Here is a 22,430-nt window from a genome sequence, read left to right on the forward strand (position 1 = left end):
CGCCGGGCTGCGCGCCCGCAGCCAGATTGCAGCATGGAGAGTTATGAAACCTCGTTTCAAGGTTTTGCAGTTACAGCCGGACTACAACGTCAAGACCCACGACTTCGCCGACCTCGGCGAGCAGATCGTCAAGGCCTTGCCGGCTGAACGTTTCGAGGTCACATCCGGGTTCCTCAGCGGCCGCCCGCTGCCCGGCCAGCCCCTGAGCGTGGCTGAGCACTCCCATTATTTCGAGTTGCCGGAAAAGTCCCTCAAGGGCATTCGTTTCGGCGCGATGTGGCAGATCTACAAATATTGCCGCGAGCAGAAATTCGACGTGGTCATCTGTAACCGCTTCAAGTCGGTGAACATGATGCTGTCGCTCAACCGCTGGTTGAAGATCCCCCTGTGCATCGGCATCTCCCACGGTTTTGGCGAGTACGCCCGGGGCTACCGCCGGCGCCAGACGCAGAAGTGGGTCAGCCCGGCGTGGCGATTCGTCGGGGTGTCGGCAGCGGTCAGGGATTACCTGGTGGACCTCAACTGCGGGTTCACCCGCGAAAACACCACCTTTGTCACCAATGCCATCGACATCCCCCAGGCCGAAGCCTTGCAGTTGCCACGGGATGAAGCGCGCAAGGCCCTGGGCCTGCCGCTGGATGCGCGGATGATTGGCGCCCTGGGCCGCCTGGTGCCGATCAAGGGCCACACCCATTTGTTGCAAGCGTTCGCCACCCTCAAGGACAAATACCCTGAGGCCCAGGTGGGGATCATCGGCTCCGGCCGCGCCGAAGCAGACCTGCGCGCCGATATCGAGCGCCTGGGCCTGACCGGCCGTGCGCACCTGCTGGGCTTTCGCGAAGATGGCATGAAGTATGTGCGCGGTTTCGACATCTGGACCATGCCGTCGTTGTTCGAAGGCCTGGGCCTGGCGCTGCTGGAAGGCATGAGCGGCCATCTGCCGGTCATCGCCTCCAATGGCCCGGCGATGCTGCCGTTGGTGCAAGGTGCCGGCGGCCTCTCCCATGATCCGGGCAATGTCGAGCAGTTGGCGGCAGCACTGGACACTTACCTGGCGCTGAGCGACGAAGAACTGCGCGCCAAGGGTGAGCAAGTGTTCCGCTACCTGGAAGAAAACCACACCCTGGACGAGTTCCGGCACAAGTATTTGAACCTGATCGAAACCGGTCTGCGTGAAGTAGGTAAAGCATGAGTCTGCAGCAACCCCTGGTCACTGTGATCATCGCCTCCTACAACCACGGGCCGTACATCGAGCAGAGCATTCTCAGTGTGCTCGGCCAGACCTACCCCAACATCGAGTTGCTGGTGGTAGACGATGGCTCCAGGGATGACAGCGTGGAGCGCATCCAGCGCTTGCAGGCCGAACACGGGTTTGATTTCCAGGTGCAGCAGAACCAGGGCCTGACCAATACCCTGAACGGTGCCATCGCTCGCGCCAAAGGCAGCCTGATCGCGCCATTCGGCTCCGATGACATCATGCTGCCCGAGCGCATCGCCACCCAGGTTGCCTACATGGAAGGCAAGCCGAAGGTGGGTATTTGCGCCGGCAATATCGAGTTGATTGATGGGGACGGCAAGCCATACCCGGAGAAGAAGCAGCGCCGCGACTTGCCGTTTCGCAGCCTGGATTTCGATGACCTGTTCCTCGATCGCAAGCCCTTTCCGCCGGCACCGACGCTGATGATCCGTCGGCAGGCGCTGGAAGAGGTCGGAGGGTTCGATCCGCTGATTCCGCTGGAAGACTTGCTGATCGAATTGAAGATCACCCACGCCGGGTACACCATCGACGTGTTGAACGTGGTGATGGCGCGCTATCGCCAGCACGCGACCAACACCTACAAGAATCACCGCTACATGATCCAGAACATCCTCAAGACCTACGGGTTGTTCAGCGATCATCCAGCCTACGATCAGGTTCGCTACAACTTCCTGAACTCGATGTTCCTCAAGACCGCCGACCGTGACCGCCCACTGGCGCGGGAGATCCTCAAGCAGATTCCGTTGAAGTTCTGGGGTCGCAAGACCTTGCGTGGGTTGGTGCGGCTGTACCTGGCGCCGCAGCGCAGCTCATAGGGCTTCGGCCGGGCCATTGCGTTCACCGCAATGGCCCGGGGCCTGCAACCCCGGCGCTTCAAACCATCACTTGGCCGGGTTCGCTACCTGCGCAACCGGACGATTGAGCCTGGACACCTGGTCACGGATCTTCGCCGTGGCGCTTGGCGATGCTGCCGAAGCGTAGCCAGCGGCGAGTTGTTCAAAGTGGGTTTCGAACAACCAGTTGCGGTCCTGGGGATAACGCTGCATGTGCCGCAGGTTGCGCTGGCGCAGGGCGTTACGCAGCGGCGATGGGTAGATGCGCATGTCTGCCACGTCAATCAGGCCGAACTCGCCATCATCCATCAAAAGTACGTTGCCCAGGTGCAGGGAGCGGAAGTACACGCCGCGCTCGTGGAGCTGGGCCATGAACCGGCCGAAACGTTCGATCAGCGATTCCCGCAGGCTGCTGTCCAGGCTTTGCAGGGCCTGGCGCAGGGTCAGGCCGGGCAGCGGCTGATAACGTACGGCGCTGCTCGCATCCTTTAACTGATAGAGATTGAGGATGACCGGTGATGGAATCCCCAATGCACGCAGTTGCTCGCTGTTGCTGGCAAAGCGCTCTGAATAGGGATTGAAGCTGCCTGAGGTGTACCAGCGACGAGGGCGGAACAGCTTGAGGAAGCTGCCATCCTCCAGGCGCAGGACCTTGGGCCCCAGGCCATCGGCTTCGATCACGTGGGCGTTGGCGCACAGCTGTTCGAAGTCTTGCGATTTCAGGCGTTGAACCGGCATGCGCAGCAGGCTGCGGCGACGCTGGGCGATGCTCAGGCCGGCGATCAGTGCCAGCGGGATCCACAGCAGGAACCAGTGCTCTTTTGGTCGCGAGAGAATGCCGCCGCCTTCGGTCAGGCCGGCACCGATGCCATAGGCCAGCAGGGAGGAGGCCAGGATGAACAATGGCTGCGCACGTTCCTTGAGGCTTTTGTACAGGCCCCAGCCGAGCATGAATATCCACGGGATGAAGCCGATGATGCCGACGTAATAGAGCACGCCGAGGGCAAAGCTGTGGGGTTCGCGCAGTTGATTGCCGTCGGCGAGTGTCAGGTACAACTCTGAGTCGTAGCTGTGGCCGATCCAGGGGTGTTCGGCAATACGCTCAAGCGACATGCTCCAGAGTTCGAAGCGGGACGAGCTGCCACGATTGGTGATCAGTTCGGGATAGAGCAGCAGCAGCGCCGCGGCCCCCAGCGCCATACAGGCGATCAGCAGGGCCGAGCGCCGATTGCGAGTGATGAAACTCATCCAGAGCACGGCAAGGAGCAGGGCAACCAGCGGCGTTCTCGAGCCGGTGGCCATCACTGCAGCGCCCATGATTGCCAGTGCCGGAACGCTGAACCAGAGTACGTGCGCACGCTTGGTGGTCATGCATACGTACAGCCAGTAAATGCAGAAGAATCCGAATACGTGAGAGCTCAGCAGCGGATTATCAAGAGCGCCACGCCCGCCGATCATTCGCGAGCCATCCGAGAGGTGGGGAGCAAAAGCCACCAGACTGCAGGCGCTCGATATCAGCGCAATCAGCGCGGCACAGAAGAAGATCGGCTTGAACAGTTCGCTGCGGTAATGCAGCAACAGTCCTAAGCCGACAAACAACGTGAAGGTATTCGGTGGCCGCTTGAACAGGTCGGAGTCTGTCGTAGCCTCAGGGCTCCAGAGCAGGCTGGTGAGCGCCCAGCCCGAGAAAACCAGGAAGGCAATCGCCAGGGGCTCGCGCAATACCTGCTTGAATTCCGTCGGGCGCAGGCACAGCAGCAACAGTGTCGGCGCTGCGAACAGCAGGTAGTAGAACCTGTGCAGCACGTTTCGATTGGTGACGAAGAACAGCGAACTCAGGAGCAACAACAAGCCGATGGGCAGAATCCACAAACAGAGGAAGTCGAAAACGCGATTTGAGCCATAGGTAAGGCGCTTGGAGTGCATACAGAAAAGCCGTTCCAGAATAAAGAAAGCCGACCATACTAAAGCAGTGGCTATATAATGTCGTCCGTTGGATCCAACGGGGCTGCGGTTGTGCCGCGTGCAAGTACAACAGAGAAGCTGTGCTAAAGTCAGCCTCCTTTTTCAAAACCGCCGCGTGATATGACCGACTCCAGTCCGAGCGCAAGCCCTTCGAGCTTGAAAATATACTTCCGCCTGCTCAGCTACGTTAAGCCCTATGCCGGCTTGTTCGCGCTGAGTATCGTCGGCTTTCTGATTTTCGCTTCGACCCAGCCGATGCTGGGCTACATCCTCAAGTACTTTGTCGATGGCCTGTCCAACCCTGAAGCGGTGTTGTTCCCCACGGTGCCTTTCCTGCGTGACCTGCAACTGCTGCAGGCCGTGCCGTTGCTGATCATCCTGATCGCCGCGTGGCAGGGCCTCGGTTCGTTCCTGGGCAACTACCTGCTGGCCAAGGTTTCCCTGGGCCTGGTCCACGACCTGCGGGTGCAGTTGTTCAACAACCTGCTGACCCTGCCGAACCGCTATTTCGACAATCACAACTCCGGGCACCTGATCTCCCGCATCACCTTCAACGTGACCATGGTCACCGGTGCTGCGACCGATGCCATCAAGGTGGTGATTCGCGAAGGCATGACGGTGATCTTCCTGTTCGCCTCGCTGCTGTTCATGAACTGGCGGCTGACCCTGGTGATGATCGCCATCCTGCCGTTGATTGCCGTGATGGTCAGCACCGCAAGCAAGAAATTCCGCAAGCAGAGCAAGAAGATCCAGGTTGCGATGGGCGATGTGACCCACGTTGCCTCGGAAACCATCCAGGGCTACCGCGTGGTGCGCAGCTTCGGCGGTGAGGTGTATGAGCAGAAGCGCTTCCTCAAGGCGAGCCTGAGCAACACCAACAAGCAACTGCGCATGACCCGCACCGGCGCGATCTATACGCCGGCGCTGCAACTGGTGATCTACAGCGCCATGGCAGTGTTGATGTTCCTGGTCCTGTACCTTCGCGGTGATGCGTCGGCGGGTGACATGGTGGCCTACATCACGTTGGCCGGCCTGTTGCCCAAGCCAATCCGCCAGCTGTCCGAAGTCAGCTCGACCATCCAGAAAGGCGTGGCCGGTGCCGAAAGTATTTTCGAGCAGTTGGACGAAGACGTGGAAATCGATCGCGGCACCATCGAGCGCGACAAGGTCAGCGGCCGCCTGGAAGTGCGCAACCTGAACTTCACCTACCCGGGCACCGAGCGCCATGTGCTCAAGGACATCACCTTTACCGCAGAGCCCGGGCAGATGGTTGCCCTGGTGGGGCGTTCGGGTAGCGGCAAGTCGACACTGGCCAGCCTGATCCCGCGTTTCTACCACCATGAGAGCGGTGAGATCCTGCTCGACGGCGTGGAAATCGAAGACTATCGCCTGCTCAACCTGCGTCGGCACATCGCCCAGGTGACCCAGCACGTGACCCTGTTCAGCGACACCGTGACCAACAACATCGCCTACGGTGACCTGGCCGGCGCACCGCGGGCCGATGTCGAGGCGGCAGCGGCCGATGCCTATGCCAAGGACTTCATCGACCAGTTGCCCAAGGGCTTCGACACCCAGGTCGGCGAAAACGGCGTGCTGCTGTCCGGCGGCCAGCGCCAGCGCCTGGCAATCGCCCGGGCCTTGCTCAAGAACGCGCCATTGCTGATCCTCGACGAGGCCACCTCGGCGCTGGACACCGAATCGGAGCGCCATATCCAGGCCGCCCTGGACAAGGTCATGCAAGGCCGCACGACCCTGGTGATCGCTCACCGCCTGTCGACCATCGAGAAAGCCGACCTGATCCTGGTGATGGACGATGGCCGGATAGTCGAGCGCGGTACCCACGGCGAATTGCTGGCGCAAAACGGTTACTACGCCCGGCTGCATGCCATGGGCCTGGACGCGCCGATCCCGGCCGACATCACCTGATCTGCAGGAGCCGGCTTGTCGGCGATGGCCACCGCGGTTGCACTGAAAAACCGCGGTGGCCGCATCGCCGGCAAGCCGGCTCCTACATTGCACAAGCCTTTGACAACCCTGTGGTAATATCGCGCCCCTGTTCATTTTGTATGTGGGTTGCTCCATGAAGTTGTCCATGCCGCGATTCGATCAAGCCCCTGTCTTGGTGGTCGGCGATGTCATGCTCGACCGTTACTGGCATGGCGGTACCTCACGGATTTCCCCTGAGGCACCGGTACCGGTAGTCAAGGTCGAGCAAATCGAAGACCGTCCAGGTGGCGCTGCCAACGTTGCCCTCAATATTGCCGCCCTCGGCGCCCCGGCATCCCTCGTGGGTGTGACCGGCGACGACGAGGCTGCCGACAGCCTGGCCAACAGCCTGAAGGGTGCGGGTGTGCGTGCGCTGTTCCAGCGTATTCCCCACCAGCCGACCATCGTCAAGCTGCGGGTCATGAGCCGGCACCAGCAATTGCTGCGTATCGATTTTGAAGAACCCTTCGCCACCGACGCCCTGGTGCTCAGCGCCCAGGTCGACGAGATGCTCGAAGGCATCAAGGTGCTGGTGCTGTCCGACTACGGGAAAGGCGCCTTGAAAAACCATCAGGTACTGATCCAGGCCGCCAAGGCCCGGGGCATTCCGGTGCTGGCAGATCCCAAGGGCAAGGACTTCTCGATTTATCGGGGCGCCAGCCTGATCACGCCGAACCTCAGCGAATTTGAAACCATCGTCGGCGGTTGTGTCGATGAGCACGAGCTGGTGACCAAAGGCGCCCAACTCATGGCCGACCTCGACCTGGGTGCCTTGCTGGTGACCCGTGGCGAACACGGCATGACCTTGCTGCGTCCTGATCACCCGGCCATGCACCTGCCGGCGCGGGCCCGTGAAGTGTTCGACGTGACCGGTGCCGGTGACACCGTGATTTCCACCCTGGCCGCGGCAATTGCGGCGGGCGAGGAACTTCCCCATGCGGTGGCCCTGGCCAACCTGGCTGCAGGTATCGTGGTCGGCAAGCTCGGTACGGCGGCCATCAGTGCACCTGAGCTGCGCCGCGCCATCCAGCGATCCGAAGGCTCGGAGCGCGGTGTGTTGAGCCTTGAGCAACTGTTGCTGGCGATTGACGATGCCCGTGCCCATAACGAGAGCATTGTCTTCACCAACGGTTGCTTCGACATCCTCCACGCCGGTCACGTGACCTACCTGGAGCAGGCGCGGGCCCAGGGCGATCGCTTGATCGTGGCAGTCAATGATGATGCGTCGGTCAGCCGCCTCAAGGGGCCAGGCCGGCCGATCAACAGTGTGGACCGTCGCATGGCGGTGCTGGCAGGTTTGGGTGCGGTGGACTGGGTGATCAGCTTTGCCGAGGCGACCCCGGAAAACCTGCTGGCCCAGGTCAAGCCGGACGTGCTGGTCAAGGGCGGTGATTATTCCGTCGACCAGGTGGTGGGTGCCGATATCGTCAGTGCCTACGGTGGCAAGGTCAAAGTGCTGGGGCTGGTGGAAAACAGCTCGACCACGGCGATTGTCGAGAAGATCCGCAATAACTGATGGTGGGAGCGGGCTTGTGTGGGAGCGGGCTTGCTCGCGAAAGCGGTGGGTCAGCTGGCAGATGCAGTGACTGATACACCGCCTTCGCGAGCAAGCCCGCTCCCACATTCGACCGCCGCGACCTGATGTCCGGTTACCGGTTGGCTTTTTTCTTCGGCACGATCTTGCGCAAGATCTGCCGCGCCTTACCCGTCAAGCGCTTCAATTTCGATTCTTTCTCCGGCGCACTCAGCCCTTGCTGGCGCAGCCAGTCCTTCCAGCGGATCCGCTCATCCCGCACGATCCAGCCTTCCTGCTGGGCAAAGCTTTCAGCCAGATACAACCCTCGCGTACTCGCCGGATACAGCTGATCCTTCTTCAAGGTATACAGCTCCGCACACGGCTGCCCGTCCTTCAGCGGCATCAGGTACAGGTCCGGGCGCTGGCGGTCCAGGCGGGCCACCAATTGGTCGCCCTCCAGGCGCTCGTCCACATGAAACAGGCTCAGGGACTTCGCCTCCTTGGGCACTTCCAGGCGCAAGTCATAAATCAACTGCAGCGAAGCCGTGGGCAGGTGCACGTAGGCGCGTGGCCGTTCAATCAATTGCATGGTGGCGCAGCGCACCGGGCGCGCGGCCCCGGACAGCGGTGAGAGACGGAACGGCAACGCTTCGCGGTAGTGCAGGGCCGACGAGTAGGGCGCCGGCAGCCAGGTGTCATTGAAACGACCGCCCAGCCAGCCTTCCGGGGTTTCCAGCAGGCATTCCTCGGCGATTTCCTGGATGGCGGTGTGCAGTGGCAGGTTCAGTTCGTGGGCCGGCACATAGCCGGAGATCAGCTTGAGCACGACGTCGCCACGGTCTTGTCGGCGCTGGCGCACCAGCACCCAGTAATCGCGGTTCTGCCAGTGCAGCGTCAGGCGCACCGAGACCCCAAGGTTGGCCAGCTCCAGCACGAAACGCTCGGTGTCTTTCACCTCCACCGGCTTGCGCCGTTGCAGGGTCTGGGCGAAGTTGAGCGGCATGCCGACGCTCTGGTAGCTCAAGCCTTCGGGGGTTGCTTCGACGTGCAGCGGCAGTGTCTTGAAGTTGCTGGGGTTCTTTCTTATGAGCGTTCGCGGCATGTCGGCTCCTTCTTGCGTCGGGGTCGGCCGCGTCGGCGGCATCAGAGTTGGCGAATGACCTTGGCAGCGGTCGCCACGTTGTGGGCGAGGTGCAGCGGATTAATGGTCCCGACAATAGCACTGGCAACGCCAGTTTGCGCAAACAACAGCATGAAACTGGCGTGAATTGGATCCACTCCGGATTCCAGGCAGACATGGCCACTGGCTAGTGCCTTTTTCACCAGGATGCCCTTGCCGTGTGCGGCGGCATAATCAATGACGGCTTTCTCGGCCTGTTCGTTCAAATTGTAGGTGACCATGGCGCAATCACCTTGTTCCAGAGCCTTTACACCGCCCTCGACGGTTTTGCCGGAGAAGCCGAAACCACGGATCTTGCCCTCGCGCTTGAGGTCTTCCAGGGTCTGGTAAACCTCGCAATCATTGAGAATATGCAGGTCGTTGCCGTCGGAGTGCACCAGCACCAGGTCGATAAAATCCGTTTCCAGTCGTTTCAGGCTGCGCTCCACCGAAAGCCGGGTGTGGGCTGCGCTGAAGTCGTGATGGGATACGCCTTCGGCAAATTCTTCGCCCACCTTGCTGACAATTACCCATTCCTGGCGCTGGCCGCGCAACAGCGGGCCCAGGCGTTCTTCGCTGCGGCCATAGGCGGGCGCAGTGTCGATCAGGTTGATGCCCAATTGCCGGGCCTGGCGTAACAGCATCCGCGCCGCATCGTCATCGGGAATCTGGAAGCCACTGGGGTATTTCACCCCTTGGTCGCGGCCCAGCTTGACGGTGCCCAGGCCCAGCGGCGAGACCAGCAGGCCGGTGCTGCCCAGCGGGCGGTGGAGGTCGTGCAGAGTCGGCAGGGTCATGGCAGCAGTTGCTCCCAGGCAGGTTGGGCGATGGCGGGTTTCGGCAGCTCGGGCAGTTTTTCGGTAGTTCCGGGCTTGATGCCGTCACGTTCCAGTGCGTTGATCACTCGATCGGCGAAATCCGGTGCCAATGCCAGCTTGGTCGGCCAGCCCACCAACAGGCGATCCTGTTCGGCGAGGAACGCGTTGTCCGGGCGGGTCAGGCCTGACTGCAATGGTTCGGCGCGGTCGACGCGCAAGGTGGCCCATTGGGTCTGGCTCATGTCGATCCAGGGCAGCAACTGCCCCAGCTCTTTTTGGGCGGTGGCGATCTGTTGCTCCGGGGTACGGGCCACACCTTCGGCTTCGGCGATATCGCCGCCCAGGTACCACACCCAATTGCCGTCGGCGGCGGGATGCGTGGTCACGGTGATGCGCGGCTTGGTGCCGCCCCCCAGGCAGTGGGCGTACAGCGGCTTCAGGCCGGGGCCCTTGGCGATGATCATGTGCAGAGGTCGGCGTTGCATGGCGGGCTGGCTCAGGCCCAGGGCGCCGAGCAGGTCAGCGGTGCCGCCGCCGGCGCTGATGACGATACGCTGGGCGCGGATCTCACGGCCATCGACCTTCAGGCCGACCAGTGTGCCTTGTTCCAGCAAGGGTTCGATCTGTTTGCCCGCGAGCAAACCGTCGCCGGCCAGTTGGGCCAGGCGTTCGATAAGGCTTGGGACGTCGATCACCAGTTCGGCCAGGCGATAGACCTTGCCCTTGAAGCGGCGATCTTGCAGGGCCGGTGGCAGGTCATCGCCCTTCACTTGATCCACGCGGCCACGCACGGCCTTGCTCGCGAAGAAACTGGTGAGGTTGCCAGCGATGGTGCCCGGCGACCACAAATAGTGGGCTTCGGACAGCAGGCGCACACCGGAGAGATCCAGTTCACCGTTGCCCGCCAGGGCTTCGCGCCAGCGGCGGGGCATGTCGGCGATGGCTTCGGAGGCACCGGTCAGGGCGCCGTGCAGTGCATATTTGGCGCCGCCGTGGATGATCCCCTGGGACTTCACGCTTTGCCCGCCACCGAGGGTGGCGCTTTCCACCAATACCGTGGAAAAGCCCTGGCGGCGCAGGCGCGCATTGAGCCAGAGGCCGGCAACCCCGGCGCCGACAATCAGAACGTCGGTGGAAATAACGGATGGCATGCAGCGACCTCAGTGTTCAAGACAGGCTGCGCAGTATACAGGCTCATGAAGTGAATCTTCGCCCCAACGCTCCCGGATGACAGACGCACCGCAGGAGCTGTCGAGTGGAACGAGGCTGCGAGTTTCGGCCTCAATTGAATCTCGCGTGAACGCTCAGTGCCCGGCCGTTTTCGAGAACAACTGAATCACCACCACGCCCAGCACAATCAGGCCCATGCCCAGCATCGCCGGGATATCCAGTTTCTGCCCGTAGATAAACAGCGCGGCGATGCTGACCATCACGATGCCCATCCCGGCCCACACTGCATACGCGACACCCACCGGCACGGTGCGCACCACCAGCGTGAGCATCCAGAAGGCCACGCCGTAGCCGACGATCACCAGCAACAACGGGATTGGCGTGCTGAAACCCTTGATCGCTTTCATGGAAACGGTGGCGATCACTTCCGAGCAGATGGCAATGGCCAGGTAATAGTAAGCGGCGTTCATGGGGTAAATCCTCGGTACAGGGTCGCTTGATAAGGTTGGCATTTTAGAGACTTGTCAGATGCGGTAAAGTCATTACCTATCCGAATTGAAGATGGGTTGAGCCATGAGCGTGCAGTGGAGTCTTGAGCAAATGCGCCTGTTTGTCAGCGTCGCCGAGCAGCGTTCATTTTCGGCGGTGGCGCGGGACCAGCGTCGGGCGCAATCGGCAGTCAGCAATGGGATTGCCCTGTTGGAGGCGGACCTGGGCGTATCCCTGTTTGATCGCAGCAGCGGCCGCCAGCCCCGCTTGACCGAGGCCGGCACCGCGTTGCTCGAGGAGGCGCGGGAAGTCTTGCGCCAGTGCGAGCGCCTGAATGGCCGTGCCTTGTCATTGATGCGCGGTGAAGAGGCGCGCCTGCGCCTGGCCCAGGATGAAGCCATGCTCTATCAGCCGGTGCTCGATAGCCTCGAAGCGCTGGCGGGAAAATTTCCCAGCCTGGAAGTGCAGTTGTCCAGCGCCGCCCAAGGCGATGTCGCGCGCAAGCTGGTGGAGCGCAAGGCGGATCTGGGCCTGCTGTTCTATCACGATCAGATCCCCGAAGCGTTGGAGCGCCGCGCGCTGGGCAGTGTGGAGATGGTGACCGTGTGCGGTATCGGGCATCCCATGGCCAAGGAGCAGTTCGTGGATTGCCAGCGCCTGGCACAGTTTCGCCAATTGCTGATGGCGACCCAGACCAGTGTGTATCCCGGCAGCGAGGCCGCCAGCCCGCAAGTGTGGCGGGCTGACAGTTTCTACGTGCTGGCCGAGTGGCTGGCGCGCGGCCTGGGTTGGGCCTGGTTGCCGCGGCATGTGGTGCAGTATCCGGCCTATCAGAACCAGATGGTCGAACTGAACAGCGAATGGACCCCGCCGGCGCTGGTGGTGGAGCTGGTCTGGCGTCGCGACGAGCCCCTCGGCCCGGCCGCGCGTTTCCTCGCCGAACGTTTTGCCGAGTGCTTGCAGGCGATCGACTGAAAAAGCCGATAAACTCCGCCGCCATGAATAGAACTCTCTACAGCTGTCTGTTTTACCTGGCGCTGCCGTTGGTGGCTTTACGTCTGTGGCTGCGAGCCCGCAAAGCGCCTGCTTACGCGAAGCGCGTGGGAGAACGCTTCTCCTGGGGCTTGCCGGTGATGCAACCCGGCGGGATCTGGGTGCATGCGGTGTCGGTGGGCGAAAGCATCGCCGCTGCGCCGATGATTCGCGGGCTGCTGGAACGTTATCCACAGCTGCCGATCACCGTCACCTGCATGACGCCTACAGGTTCCGAGCGCATCCAGGCGTTGTTCGCCAACGAGCCGCGCATCCAGCACTGCTACCTGCCGTACGATTTGCCCTGTGCGGCCAAGCGTTTTCTCGATCGCGTGCAGCCGAAACTGGCGGTGATCATGGAGACCGAACTGTGGCCCAACCATATTCACCAGTGCGCCAAACGCGGGATTCCCGTGGCATTGGCCAACGCGCGGCTGTCGGCTCGCTCGGCCAAGGGCTACGGGCGTTTCGCCAGGCTGACCGCGCCGATGCTGGCGGAAATGAGCCTGTTCGCGGTCCAGACCGAAACCGAGGCCGAGCGTTTTCGCAGCCTGGGTGCACGGCCCGAGACTGTCGAAGTCACCGGCTCGATCAAGTTCGACCTGGCCATCGACCCGCAACTGCTGGCGCGCGCCGCCGCGTTGCGTGAACAGTGGCACGCCAGTGAACGCCCGGTGTGGATCGCCGCCAGCACCCACGAAGGCGAAGACGAAGTGGTGCTCGCTGCCCATCGCCAGTTGCTTGCCAGTTATCCCAATGCGTTGCTGATCCTGGTGCCGCGCCATCAGGAGCGCTTCAACCCGATGTTCGAGCTGTGCCAGCAACAGGGTTTCGCCACGGTGCGTCGCTCCAGCGGCGAGGCGGTGACGGCGCAAACCTCGGTGTTGCTGGGCGACACCATGGGCGAGTTGCTGTTTCTGTATGCCCTGGCCGACAGCGCGTTCGTCGGCGGTAGCCTGGTTGCCACGGGGGGGCATAACCCGTTGGAGCCGGCGGCCTTGGCCAAGCCGGTGATCTGCGGGCCCCACGTGTTCAACTTCCTGGAAATCAGCGCAATGATGCGCGACGCCGGCGCGTTGCAGGAAGTGGACGATGCCGAGGGTTTGGCGGTGGCGGTGCAGCGTTTGTTCGAGCTGCCGCAGGACGCGCAGAAGATGGGGCAGGCGGGGCTGGCGGTGATGCGCGCCAATCAGGGGGCGTTGAAGCGTTTGCTGGACGGGTTGGGCAGACTGCTTAACGTCTAACAACACAAATCAAATGTGGGAGCTGGCTTGCCGGCGATACAGGCACCTCGGTACATCAATCAGACCGAGGTGATGCAATCGCAGGCAAGCCAGCTCCCACATGGGTTATGTGTTGTCTTTAATAACCCGGGTTAGCCTTCAGCTGCGCCGCGGCGGCCTTGGCCAGGTCCGGCGGCAGGAAGTCCTTGTCCGGGTTGTAGTCGGCCTTCAGGTAACGCGCCAGATCCTGCAAGTCCCCCGGGTTCAATGTGCCCGCCGCCTGCTTCAAGCGCAGGTTGTCGAGGATGTAGTCGTAGCGGCTGTTGTTGTAGTTGCGCACCGAGGTGTACAGCTGGCGCTGGGCGTCCAGCACATCGACGATATTGCGCGTGCCCACCTGGTAACCGATTTCCGTGGCTTCCACCGCGCTCTGGTTGGAGATGATCGACTGGCGGCGCGCCTGTACCTGCTCCACATCGGTGTTCACCGCGCGGTGCAGGTTGCGGGTGTTTTCCACCACCTGGCGACGCAGGCCTTCGCGCTGCTGCTCGGTCTGGCCCAGGCGGGAATAGGATTCGCGCACTTGCGAGCTGGTCAGGCCGCCGCTGTACAGCGGGATGCTCAACTGCAAGCCTACGGTGCGTTGCGACACGTCACCGTGATACGGCTGGCCAAAGGCGCTCGGGTTGCTGAAGCCCAGGGCGTCGTTGTCACCTTTTTCATATTGCGCCACGGCATCCAGCGTCGGCGCGTGGCCGGCCTTGCGTTGCTTGAGGGTTTCTTCGGCGGCGGTGACGGCATAGTTGCTGGCCAGCAGGTTCAGGTTCTGGCGGCCGGCGGTTTCGACCCAGGCCTTGGCGTCGTTCGGCGCCGGTGGCAGCACCGGCAGCGTGTGGACGATGCCCTGGATCGAGTTGTACTGGCGGTTGGTCAGGGTGATCAGCGCTTCGAAGGCGTCGTCCACCTGGCGCTGGGCCAGGATGCGATTGGCCCGTGCGGTGTCGTAGCTGGCCTGGGATTGCAGCACGTCGGTCTTGTCCGACAGGCCGACGTCAAAGCGTTCGTTGGACTGGTCCAGCTGGCGCTTGAACGCGGCTTCTTCGGCCTTGGTGGACGCCAGGTTGTCCTGGGCTCGCAGCACGGCGAAGTAGTTTTCGGCGCTTTGCAGGATCAGATTCTGTTCGGTGGCCGAGAGTTGCAGCGCGGCCTGCTCGTTGACGGCTTCAGCGGCTTGCAGCTGGAACCAGCGATCAGCGCGGAACAGCGGCTGGCTCAAGGTCGCGCGCCAGGAATGGGCGTCGCGGTTGACCGTGGCGGCGGGCTGGTCCAGCTGGGTGCGCACATTGTTGATGTCGGCACCGGCCGACAGGTTCGGCAGCAACCCGGCGCGGGCCTGGGGCACCACTTCTTTCTGCGCGCCGTATTGGGCGCGGGCGGCGGCCAGGTCGGCGTTGTTGTCCACCGCTTCCTGGTAGACGCTGACCAGGTCGGTTTTGGTCGTCAGGGGCGCTTCAGCTGCCCAGACCAGTCCGTTGGTCGCACAAGACACGGCGAGAGCCAGTGAAAGTTTGCGCAGCATGAGGCGATCCCTAGATTAAATATTACGGCGATAATTTGGTGCCCAAGGCTAAGGCGGCCCATTCCTGGCGTCAAGACCTCAGGCAGTCACCGAGTGTAGTGGCGCTATCACGGCACAACAATCCTGTAATTACGCCATTCATCACGATGAATGCACCGCCGTTGGCAATTTGCCTGCTCCATGGTCTAGACTGGCCGCGTTCTTGTCGGGGTGCCTTGTTGGAAGGCTGAGATCGGTAAATACCGGATCCCGTTGAACCTGATCAGGTTAGCGCCTGCGTAGGGAACAAGATTTCTCGTCACCCGGCGAGTCCTCTTGTGCTTCGTCCGGGATGTTGTTCGACAATCGAACAGCCCGTGCGCCAAGCACAGCACTGTCACAGTGCGTCCATCCGTCACAGGTTCACTCCGACAAAAATCCACCGCCTGGATAGTTGGAGAGCCCGTGATGAGCATCGAATTAAAAAGCCAAAAATCAAAAAACACCGTGCACTTGAGTGAATCGGCCAAGGTCGACTCCGGTTCCGTGCAGCCGTTTACCCGCTCGCAAAAAATCTACGTTCAGGGCACCCGTCCGGATATCCGCGTGCCGATGCGCGAAGTCAGTCTCGACGTGACCCCCACCGACTTCGGCGGCGAAATCAATGCGCCCGTAGTGGTCTACGACACCTCAGGCCCCTACACCGACCCGAACGTGATCATCGACGTGCGCAAAGGCCTGGGCGATGTGCGCTCGCCGTGGATCGAATCCCGCGGCGACACTGAGCGCCTGTCGGGCTTGAGCTCGCACTTCGGCCAACAGCGCCTGAGCGATGCCGAGCTGACCGCGCTGCGTTTTGCCCACGTGAAAAACCCGCGCCGTGCCAAGGCCGGGGCCAACGTCACCCAGATGCACTACGCCCGCAAAGGCATCATCACCGCCGAGATGGAATACGTCGCCATCCGCGAAAACATGAAGCTGGAAGAGGCCCGCGCCGCCGGCCTGCTGGACCAGCAACACGCCGGCCACAGCTTCGGCGCCAGCGTGCCGAAAATCATCACCCCGGAATTTGTCCGCGAAGAAATCGCCCGTGGCCGCGCGATCATCCCGGCCAACATCAACCACACCGAACTGGAACCGATGATCATCGGCCGTAACTTCCTGGTGAAGATCAACGGCAACATCGGCAACAGCGCCCTGGGTTCGTCCATCGAAGAAGAGGTGGCGAAACTGACGTGGGGCATTCGCTGGGGTTCGGACACGGTGATGGACCTGTCCACCGGCAAGCACATCCATGAAACCCGCGAGTGGATCATCCGCAACTCGCCGGTGCCGATCGGTACCGTGCCGATCTACCAGGCCCTGGAAAAAGTCGGCGGCGCCGCTGAAGACCTGACCTGGGAGCTGTTCCGCGACACCCTGATCGAACAGGCCGAGCAGGGCGTCGACTACTTCACCATCCACGCCGGCGTATTGCTGCGCTATGTACCGCTGACCGCGAAGCGCGTCACCGGCATCGTGTCCCGTGGTGGTTCGATCATGGCCAAGTGGTGCCTGGCGCACCACAAAGAGAACTTCACCTACACCCATTTCGACGAAATCTGCGAAATCATGAAGGCCTACGACGTCAGCTTCTCCCTGGGAGACGGCCTGCGCCCGGGCTCGATTGCCGACGCCAACGACGCCGCACAATTCGGCGAGCTGGAAACCCTCGGTGAGTTGACCAAGATTGCCTGGAAGCACGACGTGCAAACCATGATCGAAGGCCCGGGCCACGTGCCGATGCAGTTGATCAAGGAGAACATGGACAAGCAGCTGGAGTGCTGCGACGAAGCGCCGTTCTACACCCTCGGTCCGCTGACCACCGACATCGCCCCGGGTTATGACCACATCACTTCGGGCATCGGGGCGGCGATGATCGGCTGGTTCGGTTGCGCGATGCTCTGCTACGTCACGCCGAAGGAGCATTTGGGCCTGCCGAACAAGGACGATGTGAAGACCGGGATCATCACCTACAAGATCGCGGCCCATGCGGCGGACTTGGCCAAGGGGCATCCGGGGGCGCAGATTCGTGACAACGCGTTGAGCAAGGCGCGCTTTGAATTCCGCTGGGAAGACCAGTTCAACCTGGGCCTGGACCCGGACACGGCGCGTTCGTACCACGACGAAACCTTGCCGAAGGACTCGGCCAAGGTCGCGCATTTCTGCTCGATGTGCGGGCCAAAATTCTGCTCGATGAAGATCACCCAGGAAGTGCGTGAGTACGCGGCCAACCAGCGCATTGAAGCGGTGGATGTGGACGTGGCCAAGGGACTGGCGGAGCAGGCGGAGCGGTTCAAGCAGGAAGGTAGCCAGCTGTACAAAAAGGTCTGAATCAGAACCTGTGGCGAGGGAGCTTGCTCCCGCTGGAGTGCGCAGCGCTCCCGGAATCTGGATCGGTGTTTTAACTGACACTGATCAGTTGCAGGTTTTGGGGCGGCTTCGCCGCCCAGCGGGAGCAAGCTCCCTCGCCACAGGGGACTTTGCTGATTCAAATAATAGTGTCCCTCTGAGATAACACCCTTGAGCATTCAACCCAGCACCTATTCCCCAGACATCGCAGTCCCCTTGGACAAACGCGTCTTCGGCGCCCGCGATCTCTTTTCCCTGTGGTTCTCCCTGGGCATCGGCCTGATGGTCCTGCAAACCGGTGCACTGTTGGCGCCGGGCCTGGGCCTCTCCGGTTCCTTACTGGCAATTTTCCTCGGCACTTTGGTCGGCGTGCTGTTGCTGGCCGCCGTCGGCGTGATCGGCAGCGATACCGGCCTGTCATCCATGGCCGCCCTGAAACTCAGCCTCGGCACCAAGGGTGCAAGCCTGCCGGCGCTGCTGAACCTGCTGCAGCTGATCGGCTGGGGCTCATTCGAAATCATCGTGATGCGCGACGCCGCCAGCCTGTTGGGCGCCCGCGCGTTCAGCGAAGGCAGCCTGCTGACCAGCCCATTGTTCTGGACCCTGGTATTCGGCGCCCTCGCGACCTTGCTTGCCGTCAGCGGTCCGCTGACCTTCGTGCGGCAGATCCTGCGCAAGTGGGGCATCTGGCTGCTGCTGGCCGCCTGCCTGTGGCTGACCTGGAACCTGTTTGCCAAGGCCGACCTGGCCACTCTCTGGGCCCAGGCTGGTGACGGTTCGATGCCGTTTGCCGTTGGCTTCGATATCGCGATTGCCATGCCGCTGTCCTGGCTGCCACTGATTGCCGACTACTCACGTTTCGGCAAACGCGCGAAAAACGTGTTCGGCGGCACGGCACTGGGTTTCTTCATCGGTAACTTCTGGCTGATGAGCCTTGGCGTGGCCTACACCCTGGCGTTTGCGCCGAGCGGTGAAGTGAATGCGTTGCTGCTGGCATTGGCCGGAGCCGGCCTGGGGATTCCTCTGCTGCTGATCCTGTTGGATGAATCAGAAAACGCGTTCGCCGATATTCACTCGGCGGCGGTGTCCAGCGGGATTCTGTTGCGCTTGAAAGTCGAGCACCTGGCATTGGCCATTGGCGTTATCTGCACGCTGATCGCCTGCTTTGCACCGTTGGCGCAGTACCAGAACTTCCTGCTGCTGATCGGCTCGGTGTTCGCGCCGCTGTTCGGCGTGGTGCTGGTGGATCACTTCATCCTGCGCCGTCGTGGCCATGGTGTTGCCGCCAACCTGCGCTGGCCGGCACTGCTGGCGTGGCTTGGAGGGATCAGCACCTATCACCTGTTGGCGAATCTGTACCCGGATGTCGGCGCGACCCTGCCGGCGCTGGTGCTGGCAGGGCTGTTGCACTTTATCCTGGGCCGGGCCTTCAGTGGCGTGCGGGCACCAGCTCAGGCTTGATCACGCCGGTGAGGCGCGCATAGGGGATGGTCATTTCGATCAGCCCCAATGCGTACGGCGCGATGGTGGTCACGTTGTACTTGAGCACCACGCCATTGCTGGTCAGCGCCACATTCGGGGTTTTCTGGAACGGCCAGTTCTTCACGAACTCCGGGTCACGGTCCATCTGCGAGTTGATCAGCCAGTTGTTGTGGGCGACTTTCGCGGTCTTCCAGAATGCATCTTCCTGGCCCGGCAACAGCATGTCGGTCAGGCTCAGCTCTTTGTGCAGCAGGCGTGAATAGTTGATGAAGCCGCGGCCCGGCTCGCCGTGGGCGGTGCCGGTGTCCAGGTAGCTGGACACTTCGATGATCACCAGTCCGTCATGCTGCTCACGTACCTTGGCCTGCAAGTACATGCTGTTGCGGTCCGGGGACTCACGCAAGAACTTGTCGCGGTAGGCGTTCAGGGTGGCGGGCATGGCCTGGCCAGGTGAAGTGCGGGCCATCTGCAGCAGGCGCTGTTCGATGATCTGGTCCAGTTGCGGCTCGGACGGGAAGTGCACGGTGTCGATGTTTACCAGCGGGCAATCCGGACTGCTGCAGCCGGGTTTGATCTGCTCGGAGGCGTCGGCGGTGGTGTCCAGCGGCTTCAGGTAGCTCGGCTGGAACAGGCTCTGGCAAGCACCCAGGGTCAAGGCGATACAGGCCACGGAGGCGATTTTTAAAAGCGACATGTGTGTCCTTCATAAATCGAGGAAAGGTGAAAATGTGGAGCTTCGACTCCCGACAAGGCAGTCAGTTCGCCACTAAGCTGATTAGAGTGAGTTTGACGCCCGCCGTCTATCCCGGCAACCGGAAAGGGGCTGCATCAAGGGGCACGAGCGCGTTAGGATGGCGCGATGTCGAGGCCGCCTCGACACCGCAAGGCAATAAACGAGGGTTGATATGACGGACACAGCGAAATCGACGCCGAGCAAGGTCGAGATTGTTCAGCGCGACAATGCCTACAAGGGCTTCTACAAACTGGATCGGCTGAAACTGCGGCACGAGAAGTTTGATGGCGGCATGAGCCGTGAACTCAATCGCGAAGTCTTTGTGCGTCATGACGCCGTGTGTGTACTGCCCTACGACCCGCAGCGCGATGAAGTGGTGCTGATCGAGCAGTTTCGCGTCGGCGCCATGGGGCGTACCGACAACCCGTGGCTGATCGAAATGGTCGCTGGCCTGATCGACAAGGATGAGCAACCGGAGGAGGTTGCACACCGCGAAGCCGAGGAGGAAGCTGGCCTTACCTTCTCCGCACTCTGGCCGATCACCAAGTACTTTCCGTCGCCGGGTGGCAGCACCGAATTTGTCCACTTGTTCCTGGGCCGTTGCGAAAGCGCCGGGGCCGGTGGCGTCCATGGACTGGAAGAGGAAGCCGAAGATATCCGCGTCACCGTCTGGGCCTTTGAAGACGCCCTGCAGGCGGTACGTGACGGTAAAATTTCCAACGCAGCGAGCATTATTGCCCTGCAATGGCTTGCGCTTAATCGCGCGGAAGTGAGGGGGTTATGGCAGTAAAGGCACGGGAGCGATATCGGGTTGACCTGATCGGGCTGCAAGCAGCCTGCGAGGCCAACTATGCACGGCTGATGCGGCTGCTGCCGGACATGCGCCACACCCCCGAGGCGCGGCGCATTGCCGTGACCCACGGCGACCAGATGCTCGGCGTGCTGACCCTGGAAGTGATCGTGAACTGCCCGTACACCACCACTTTGCGGGTGCGTCAGGAGCACAGCCTGCCGTGGCTGCCGGTGCCGCAGCTGGAAGTGCAGGTGTACCACGACGCACGCATGGCCGAAGTGATCAGCGCCGAACATGCACGACGCTTTCGCAGCATCTATCCTTACCCCAACGTGTTCATGCACCAACCCGATGAGAAAGCACAGCTCAATGTGTTCCTCGGTGAATGGTTGAGTCACTGCCTGGCCCTGGGCCACGAGTTCGAAGTCGTTCGATAGATGTGAACTGCGTCCGCTTCACGGGTTTCCTCTTTGTGTCCTGCCCCAGCATAATCGCCTCAAATGTCCATTCCTGTGATCACGCCCTGGGAGAACGCCTTGCCGAGCGTATCCGCCTTGAACCCTGACGCTTCGGCGTTGCTGGTGCAGTTGTCCGACAGTCACCTGTTTGCCGAGGCGGACGGCGGCCTGCTGGGCATGAATACCCGCGAGAGCCTGCAACGGGTGATCGACACGGTGCTGGTGCAGCAGCCGCAGATTGATCTGGTGCTGGCCACCGGGGATTTGTCCCAGGACGGTACGCTGGAGTCGTATCAGGCGTTTCGTGACATGACGCGGCAGATTCAGGCGCCGGCGCGCTGGATCCCGGGGAATCACGATGAGCCGCAGGTGATGCAGCAGGCGGCGGTCAACAGCGCGTTGCTGGAACCGGTGGTGGATGTGGGCAACTGGCGCATTACCCTGCTGGACTCGGCGGTGCCGGGTTCGGTGCCGGGGTATTTGCAGGATCAGCAGCTGCAATTGCTGGCGCAGTCGTTGAGTGAGGCGCCGGCTCGGCATCATCTGGTGTGTTTTCACCATCATCCGGTGTCGATTGGGTGCGCTTGGATGGAGCCCATCGGTTTGCGCAATCCTGAGGCGTTGTTTGCGGTGCTGGATCGGTTTCCGCAGGTGCGGGCGGTGCTTTGGGGGCATGTGCATCAGGAAATTGACCGGGAGCGCAATGGGGTGCGTTTGTTGGCTTCGCCTTCTACCTGTATTCAGTTCGCTCCCGGGAGTGAGGATTTCAGCGTGAGTGAGCAGGCACCCGGGTATCGCTGGCTGCGGTTGCATGCCGACGGGCGGTTGGAAACCGGTGTGGAGCGGGTGCAGGGCTTCGCGTTTCAGGTGGATTACGGTAGCAACGGCTACTGAGATTTCCCTGTAAACTGCGCCTCTTTGGCTGACCCACAGAGGCCCCGGAATGTCCGCATCGATCTTGTATATCCACGGTTTCAACAGCGCACCAGCCTCCAACAAGGCCAGCCAGTTGATCACCGTGATGGACAGCCTCGGTCTGGCCGACCAACTGCGCGTGCCGGCCCTGCATCACCACCCCCGCCAGGCGATCCCCCAGTTGGAGGCGGCTATCCGTGACCTCGGAAGGCCACTGCTGGTAGGCAGCTCACTCGGCGGCTACTATGCAACCCATCTTGCCGAACGCCATGGCCTCAACGCCTTGCTGGTCAACCCGGCAGTCAGCCCTCATCGGATGTTCGACGGTTACCTGGGCACCCAGAAGAACCTCTACACCGATGAGACCTGGGAGCTGACCCACGACCACGTCGCGGCCCTGGCCGAGCTGGAAGTGCCGGCGCCCCAGGACGCCCAGCGTTATCAGGTGTGGTTGCAGACCGGCGATGAAACACTGGATTATCGCCTCGCCCAGCAGTATTACCGGGCCTGTGCCTTGCGCATCCAGGCCGGTGGCGATCACGGTTACCAGGGCTTCGCCCAACAGTTACCGGCGCTGTTGAGTTTTGCCGGCATAGGCTCCGATCAGTACCAATCCTTCGATTTCACCGCATTGTGAAACCGCAGGTTACT

At 61.7% G+C, this 22,430-nt stretch carries 19 protein-coding genes and 1 riboswitch; of the genes, 12 read left to right on the forward strand and 7 right to left on the reverse strand.

Annotation, left to right across the window (positions count from 1 at the left end; translation table 11 throughout):
- Positions 1-43: 43 nt before the first annotated feature.
- Positions 44-1,192 (forward strand): glycosyltransferase family 4 protein, encoded by a 1,149-nt coding sequence (locus HX818_RS22295; protein WP_008439138.1) that lies wholly within the window; start codon positions 44-46, stop codon positions 1,190-1,192.
- Complete coding sequence (locus tag HX818_RS22300) at positions 1,189-2,073, forward strand: glycosyltransferase (RefSeq protein WP_102604281.1); 885 nt, start codon at positions 1,189-1,191, stop codon at positions 2,071-2,073. The genes HX818_RS22295 and HX818_RS22300 overlap by 4 nt, the downstream gene beginning before the upstream one ends.
- 66 nt (positions 2,074-2,139) lie before the next feature.
- Here the strand turns inward: HX818_RS22300 and HX818_RS22305 are convergent, their stop codons facing one another.
- Positions 2,140-4,017, reverse strand: a complete 1,878-nt coding sequence (locus HX818_RS22305; RefSeq protein ID WP_177020759.1) for an O-antigen ligase family protein — start codon at positions 4,015-4,017, stop codon at positions 2,140-2,142.
- A 159-nt stretch (positions 4,018-4,176) separates the two neighbouring features.
- Here HX818_RS22305 and msbA point away from each other — a divergent pair, with 159 nt between their 5' ends.
- Both msbA and hldE read left to right on the forward strand, forming a co-directional pair.
- Positions 4,177-5,982 (forward strand): lipid A export permease/ATP-binding protein MsbA, encoded by a 1,806-nt coding sequence (gene msbA, locus HX818_RS22310; RefSeq protein ID WP_003209481.1) that lies wholly within the window; start codon positions 4,177-4,179, stop codon positions 5,980-5,982.
- Between the two features lie 154 nt (positions 5,983-6,136).
- Complete coding sequence (gene hldE / locus HX818_RS22315) at positions 6,137-7,558, forward strand: bifunctional D-glycero-beta-D-manno-heptose-7-phosphate kinase/D-glycero-beta-D-manno-heptose 1-phosphate adenylyltransferase HldE (RefSeq protein ID WP_003209486.1); 1,422 nt, start codon at positions 6,137-6,139, stop codon at positions 7,556-7,558.
- 133 nt (positions 7,559-7,691) lie between these two features.
- Here hldE and HX818_RS22320 read toward each other — a convergent pair whose 3' ends face one another.
- The 4 genes from HX818_RS22320 to HX818_RS22335 form a co-directional block, all read right to left on the reverse strand.
- Positions 7,692-8,660 (reverse strand): hypothetical protein, encoded by a 969-nt coding sequence (locus tag HX818_RS22320; RefSeq protein WP_008439131.1) that lies wholly within the window; start codon positions 8,658-8,660, stop codon positions 7,692-7,694.
- A gap of 41 nt (positions 8,661-8,701) precedes the next feature.
- Positions 8,702-9,514: an aldo/keto reductase gene (locus HX818_RS22325; protein ID WP_003209490.1), complete on the reverse strand. Its 813-nt coding sequence runs from the start codon at positions 9,512-9,514 to the stop codon at positions 8,702-8,704.
- Positions 9,511-10,686 carry an FAD-binding oxidoreductase gene (locus HX818_RS22330; RefSeq protein ID WP_003209491.1) on the reverse strand — a complete coding sequence of 392 codons (1,176 nt, stop codon included), beginning with the start codon at positions 10,684-10,686 and terminating at the stop codon, positions 9,511-9,513. Before HX818_RS22330 ends, HX818_RS22325 begins: the two co-directional genes overlap by 4 nt.
- Before the next feature lie 153 nt (positions 10,687-10,839).
- A complete protein-coding gene (locus HX818_RS22335; protein WP_003209492.1) occupies positions 10,840-11,175 on the reverse strand; it encodes a multidrug efflux SMR transporter in 336 nt (111 codons plus the stop codon).
- A 103-nt stretch (positions 11,176-11,278) separates the two neighbouring features.
- Between HX818_RS22335 and HX818_RS22340 the strand changes: the two genes are divergently transcribed.
- Positions 11,279-12,169 (forward strand): LysR family transcriptional regulator, encoded by an 891-nt coding sequence (locus tag HX818_RS22340; protein WP_177020760.1) that lies wholly within the window; start codon positions 11,279-11,281, stop codon positions 12,167-12,169.
- Positions 12,170-12,192: 23 nt separating this feature from the next.
- Positions 12,193-13,470 (forward strand): lipid IV(A) 3-deoxy-D-manno-octulosonic acid transferase, encoded by a 1,278-nt coding sequence (gene waaA / locus HX818_RS22345; protein ID WP_177020761.1) that lies wholly within the window; start codon positions 12,193-12,195, stop codon positions 13,468-13,470.
- 118 nt (positions 13,471-13,588) lie between these two features.
- On the opposite strand, the gene HX818_RS22350 is transcribed toward waaA, so the two are convergent.
- On the reverse strand, positions 13,589-15,028 hold the full coding sequence (locus tag HX818_RS22350; RefSeq protein WP_102604279.1) for a TolC family outer membrane protein: 1,440 nt from the start codon (positions 15,026-15,028) through the stop codon (positions 13,589-13,591).
- A 196-nt stretch (positions 15,029-15,224) separates the two neighbouring features.
- A riboswitch (TPP riboswitch) is annotated at positions 15,225-15,330 on the forward strand.
- A gap of 145 nt (positions 15,331-15,475) precedes the next feature.
- Here HX818_RS22350 and thiC point away from each other — a divergent pair.
- Together thiC and cytX are read left to right on the forward strand one after the other, a co-directional pair.
- Positions 15,476-17,380, forward strand: a complete 1,905-nt coding sequence (gene thiC / locus HX818_RS22355) for a phosphomethylpyrimidine synthase ThiC (RefSeq protein WP_008439122.1) — start codon at positions 15,476-15,478, stop codon at positions 17,378-17,380.
- Positions 17,381-17,569: 189 nt separating this feature from the next.
- A complete protein-coding gene (gene cytX / locus HX818_RS22360) occupies positions 17,570-18,859 on the forward strand; it encodes a putative hydroxymethylpyrimidine transporter CytX (RefSeq protein WP_177008312.1) in 1,290 nt (429 codons plus the stop codon).
- On the opposite strand, the gene HX818_RS22365 is transcribed toward cytX, so the two are convergent.
- Positions 18,828-19,574 (reverse strand): RsiV family protein, encoded by a 747-nt coding sequence (locus HX818_RS22365; protein ID WP_003209503.1) that lies wholly within the window; start codon positions 19,572-19,574, stop codon positions 18,828-18,830. The two genes, cytX and HX818_RS22365, sit on opposite strands and share 32 nt — an antisense overlap.
- Positions 19,575-19,785: 211 nt before the next feature.
- On the opposite strand from HX818_RS22365, the gene HX818_RS22370 reads away from it, so the two are divergent.
- From HX818_RS22370 to HX818_RS22385, 4 genes are all read left to right on the forward strand, one after another.
- On the forward strand, positions 19,786-20,403 hold the full coding sequence (locus tag HX818_RS22370) for an NUDIX domain-containing protein (RefSeq protein WP_003209505.1): 618 nt from the start codon (positions 19,786-19,788) through the stop codon (positions 20,401-20,403).
- Positions 20,394-20,843, forward strand: a complete 450-nt coding sequence (locus HX818_RS22375) for a DUF1249 domain-containing protein (protein WP_003209507.1) — start codon at positions 20,394-20,396, stop codon at positions 20,841-20,843. The genes HX818_RS22370 and HX818_RS22375 overlap by 10 nt, the downstream gene beginning before the upstream one ends.
- Positions 20,844-20,942: 99 nt before the next feature.
- Positions 20,943-21,758: a 3',5'-cyclic-AMP phosphodiesterase gene (cpdA, locus tag HX818_RS22380; protein WP_102370213.1), complete on the forward strand. Its 816-nt coding sequence runs from the start codon at positions 20,943-20,945 to the stop codon at positions 21,756-21,758.
- A 49-nt stretch (positions 21,759-21,807) separates the two neighbouring features.
- Positions 21,808-22,416: a YqiA/YcfP family alpha/beta fold hydrolase gene (locus tag HX818_RS22385; RefSeq protein WP_003209516.1), complete on the forward strand. Its 609-nt coding sequence runs from the start codon at positions 21,808-21,810 to the stop codon at positions 22,414-22,416.
- Positions 22,417-22,430: the final 14 nt, after the last annotated feature.

This window comes from Pseudomonas sp. F9001 (assembly GCF_013385435.1).
GTDB lineage: Bacteria > Pseudomonadota > Gammaproteobacteria > Pseudomonadales > Pseudomonadaceae > Aquipseudomonas.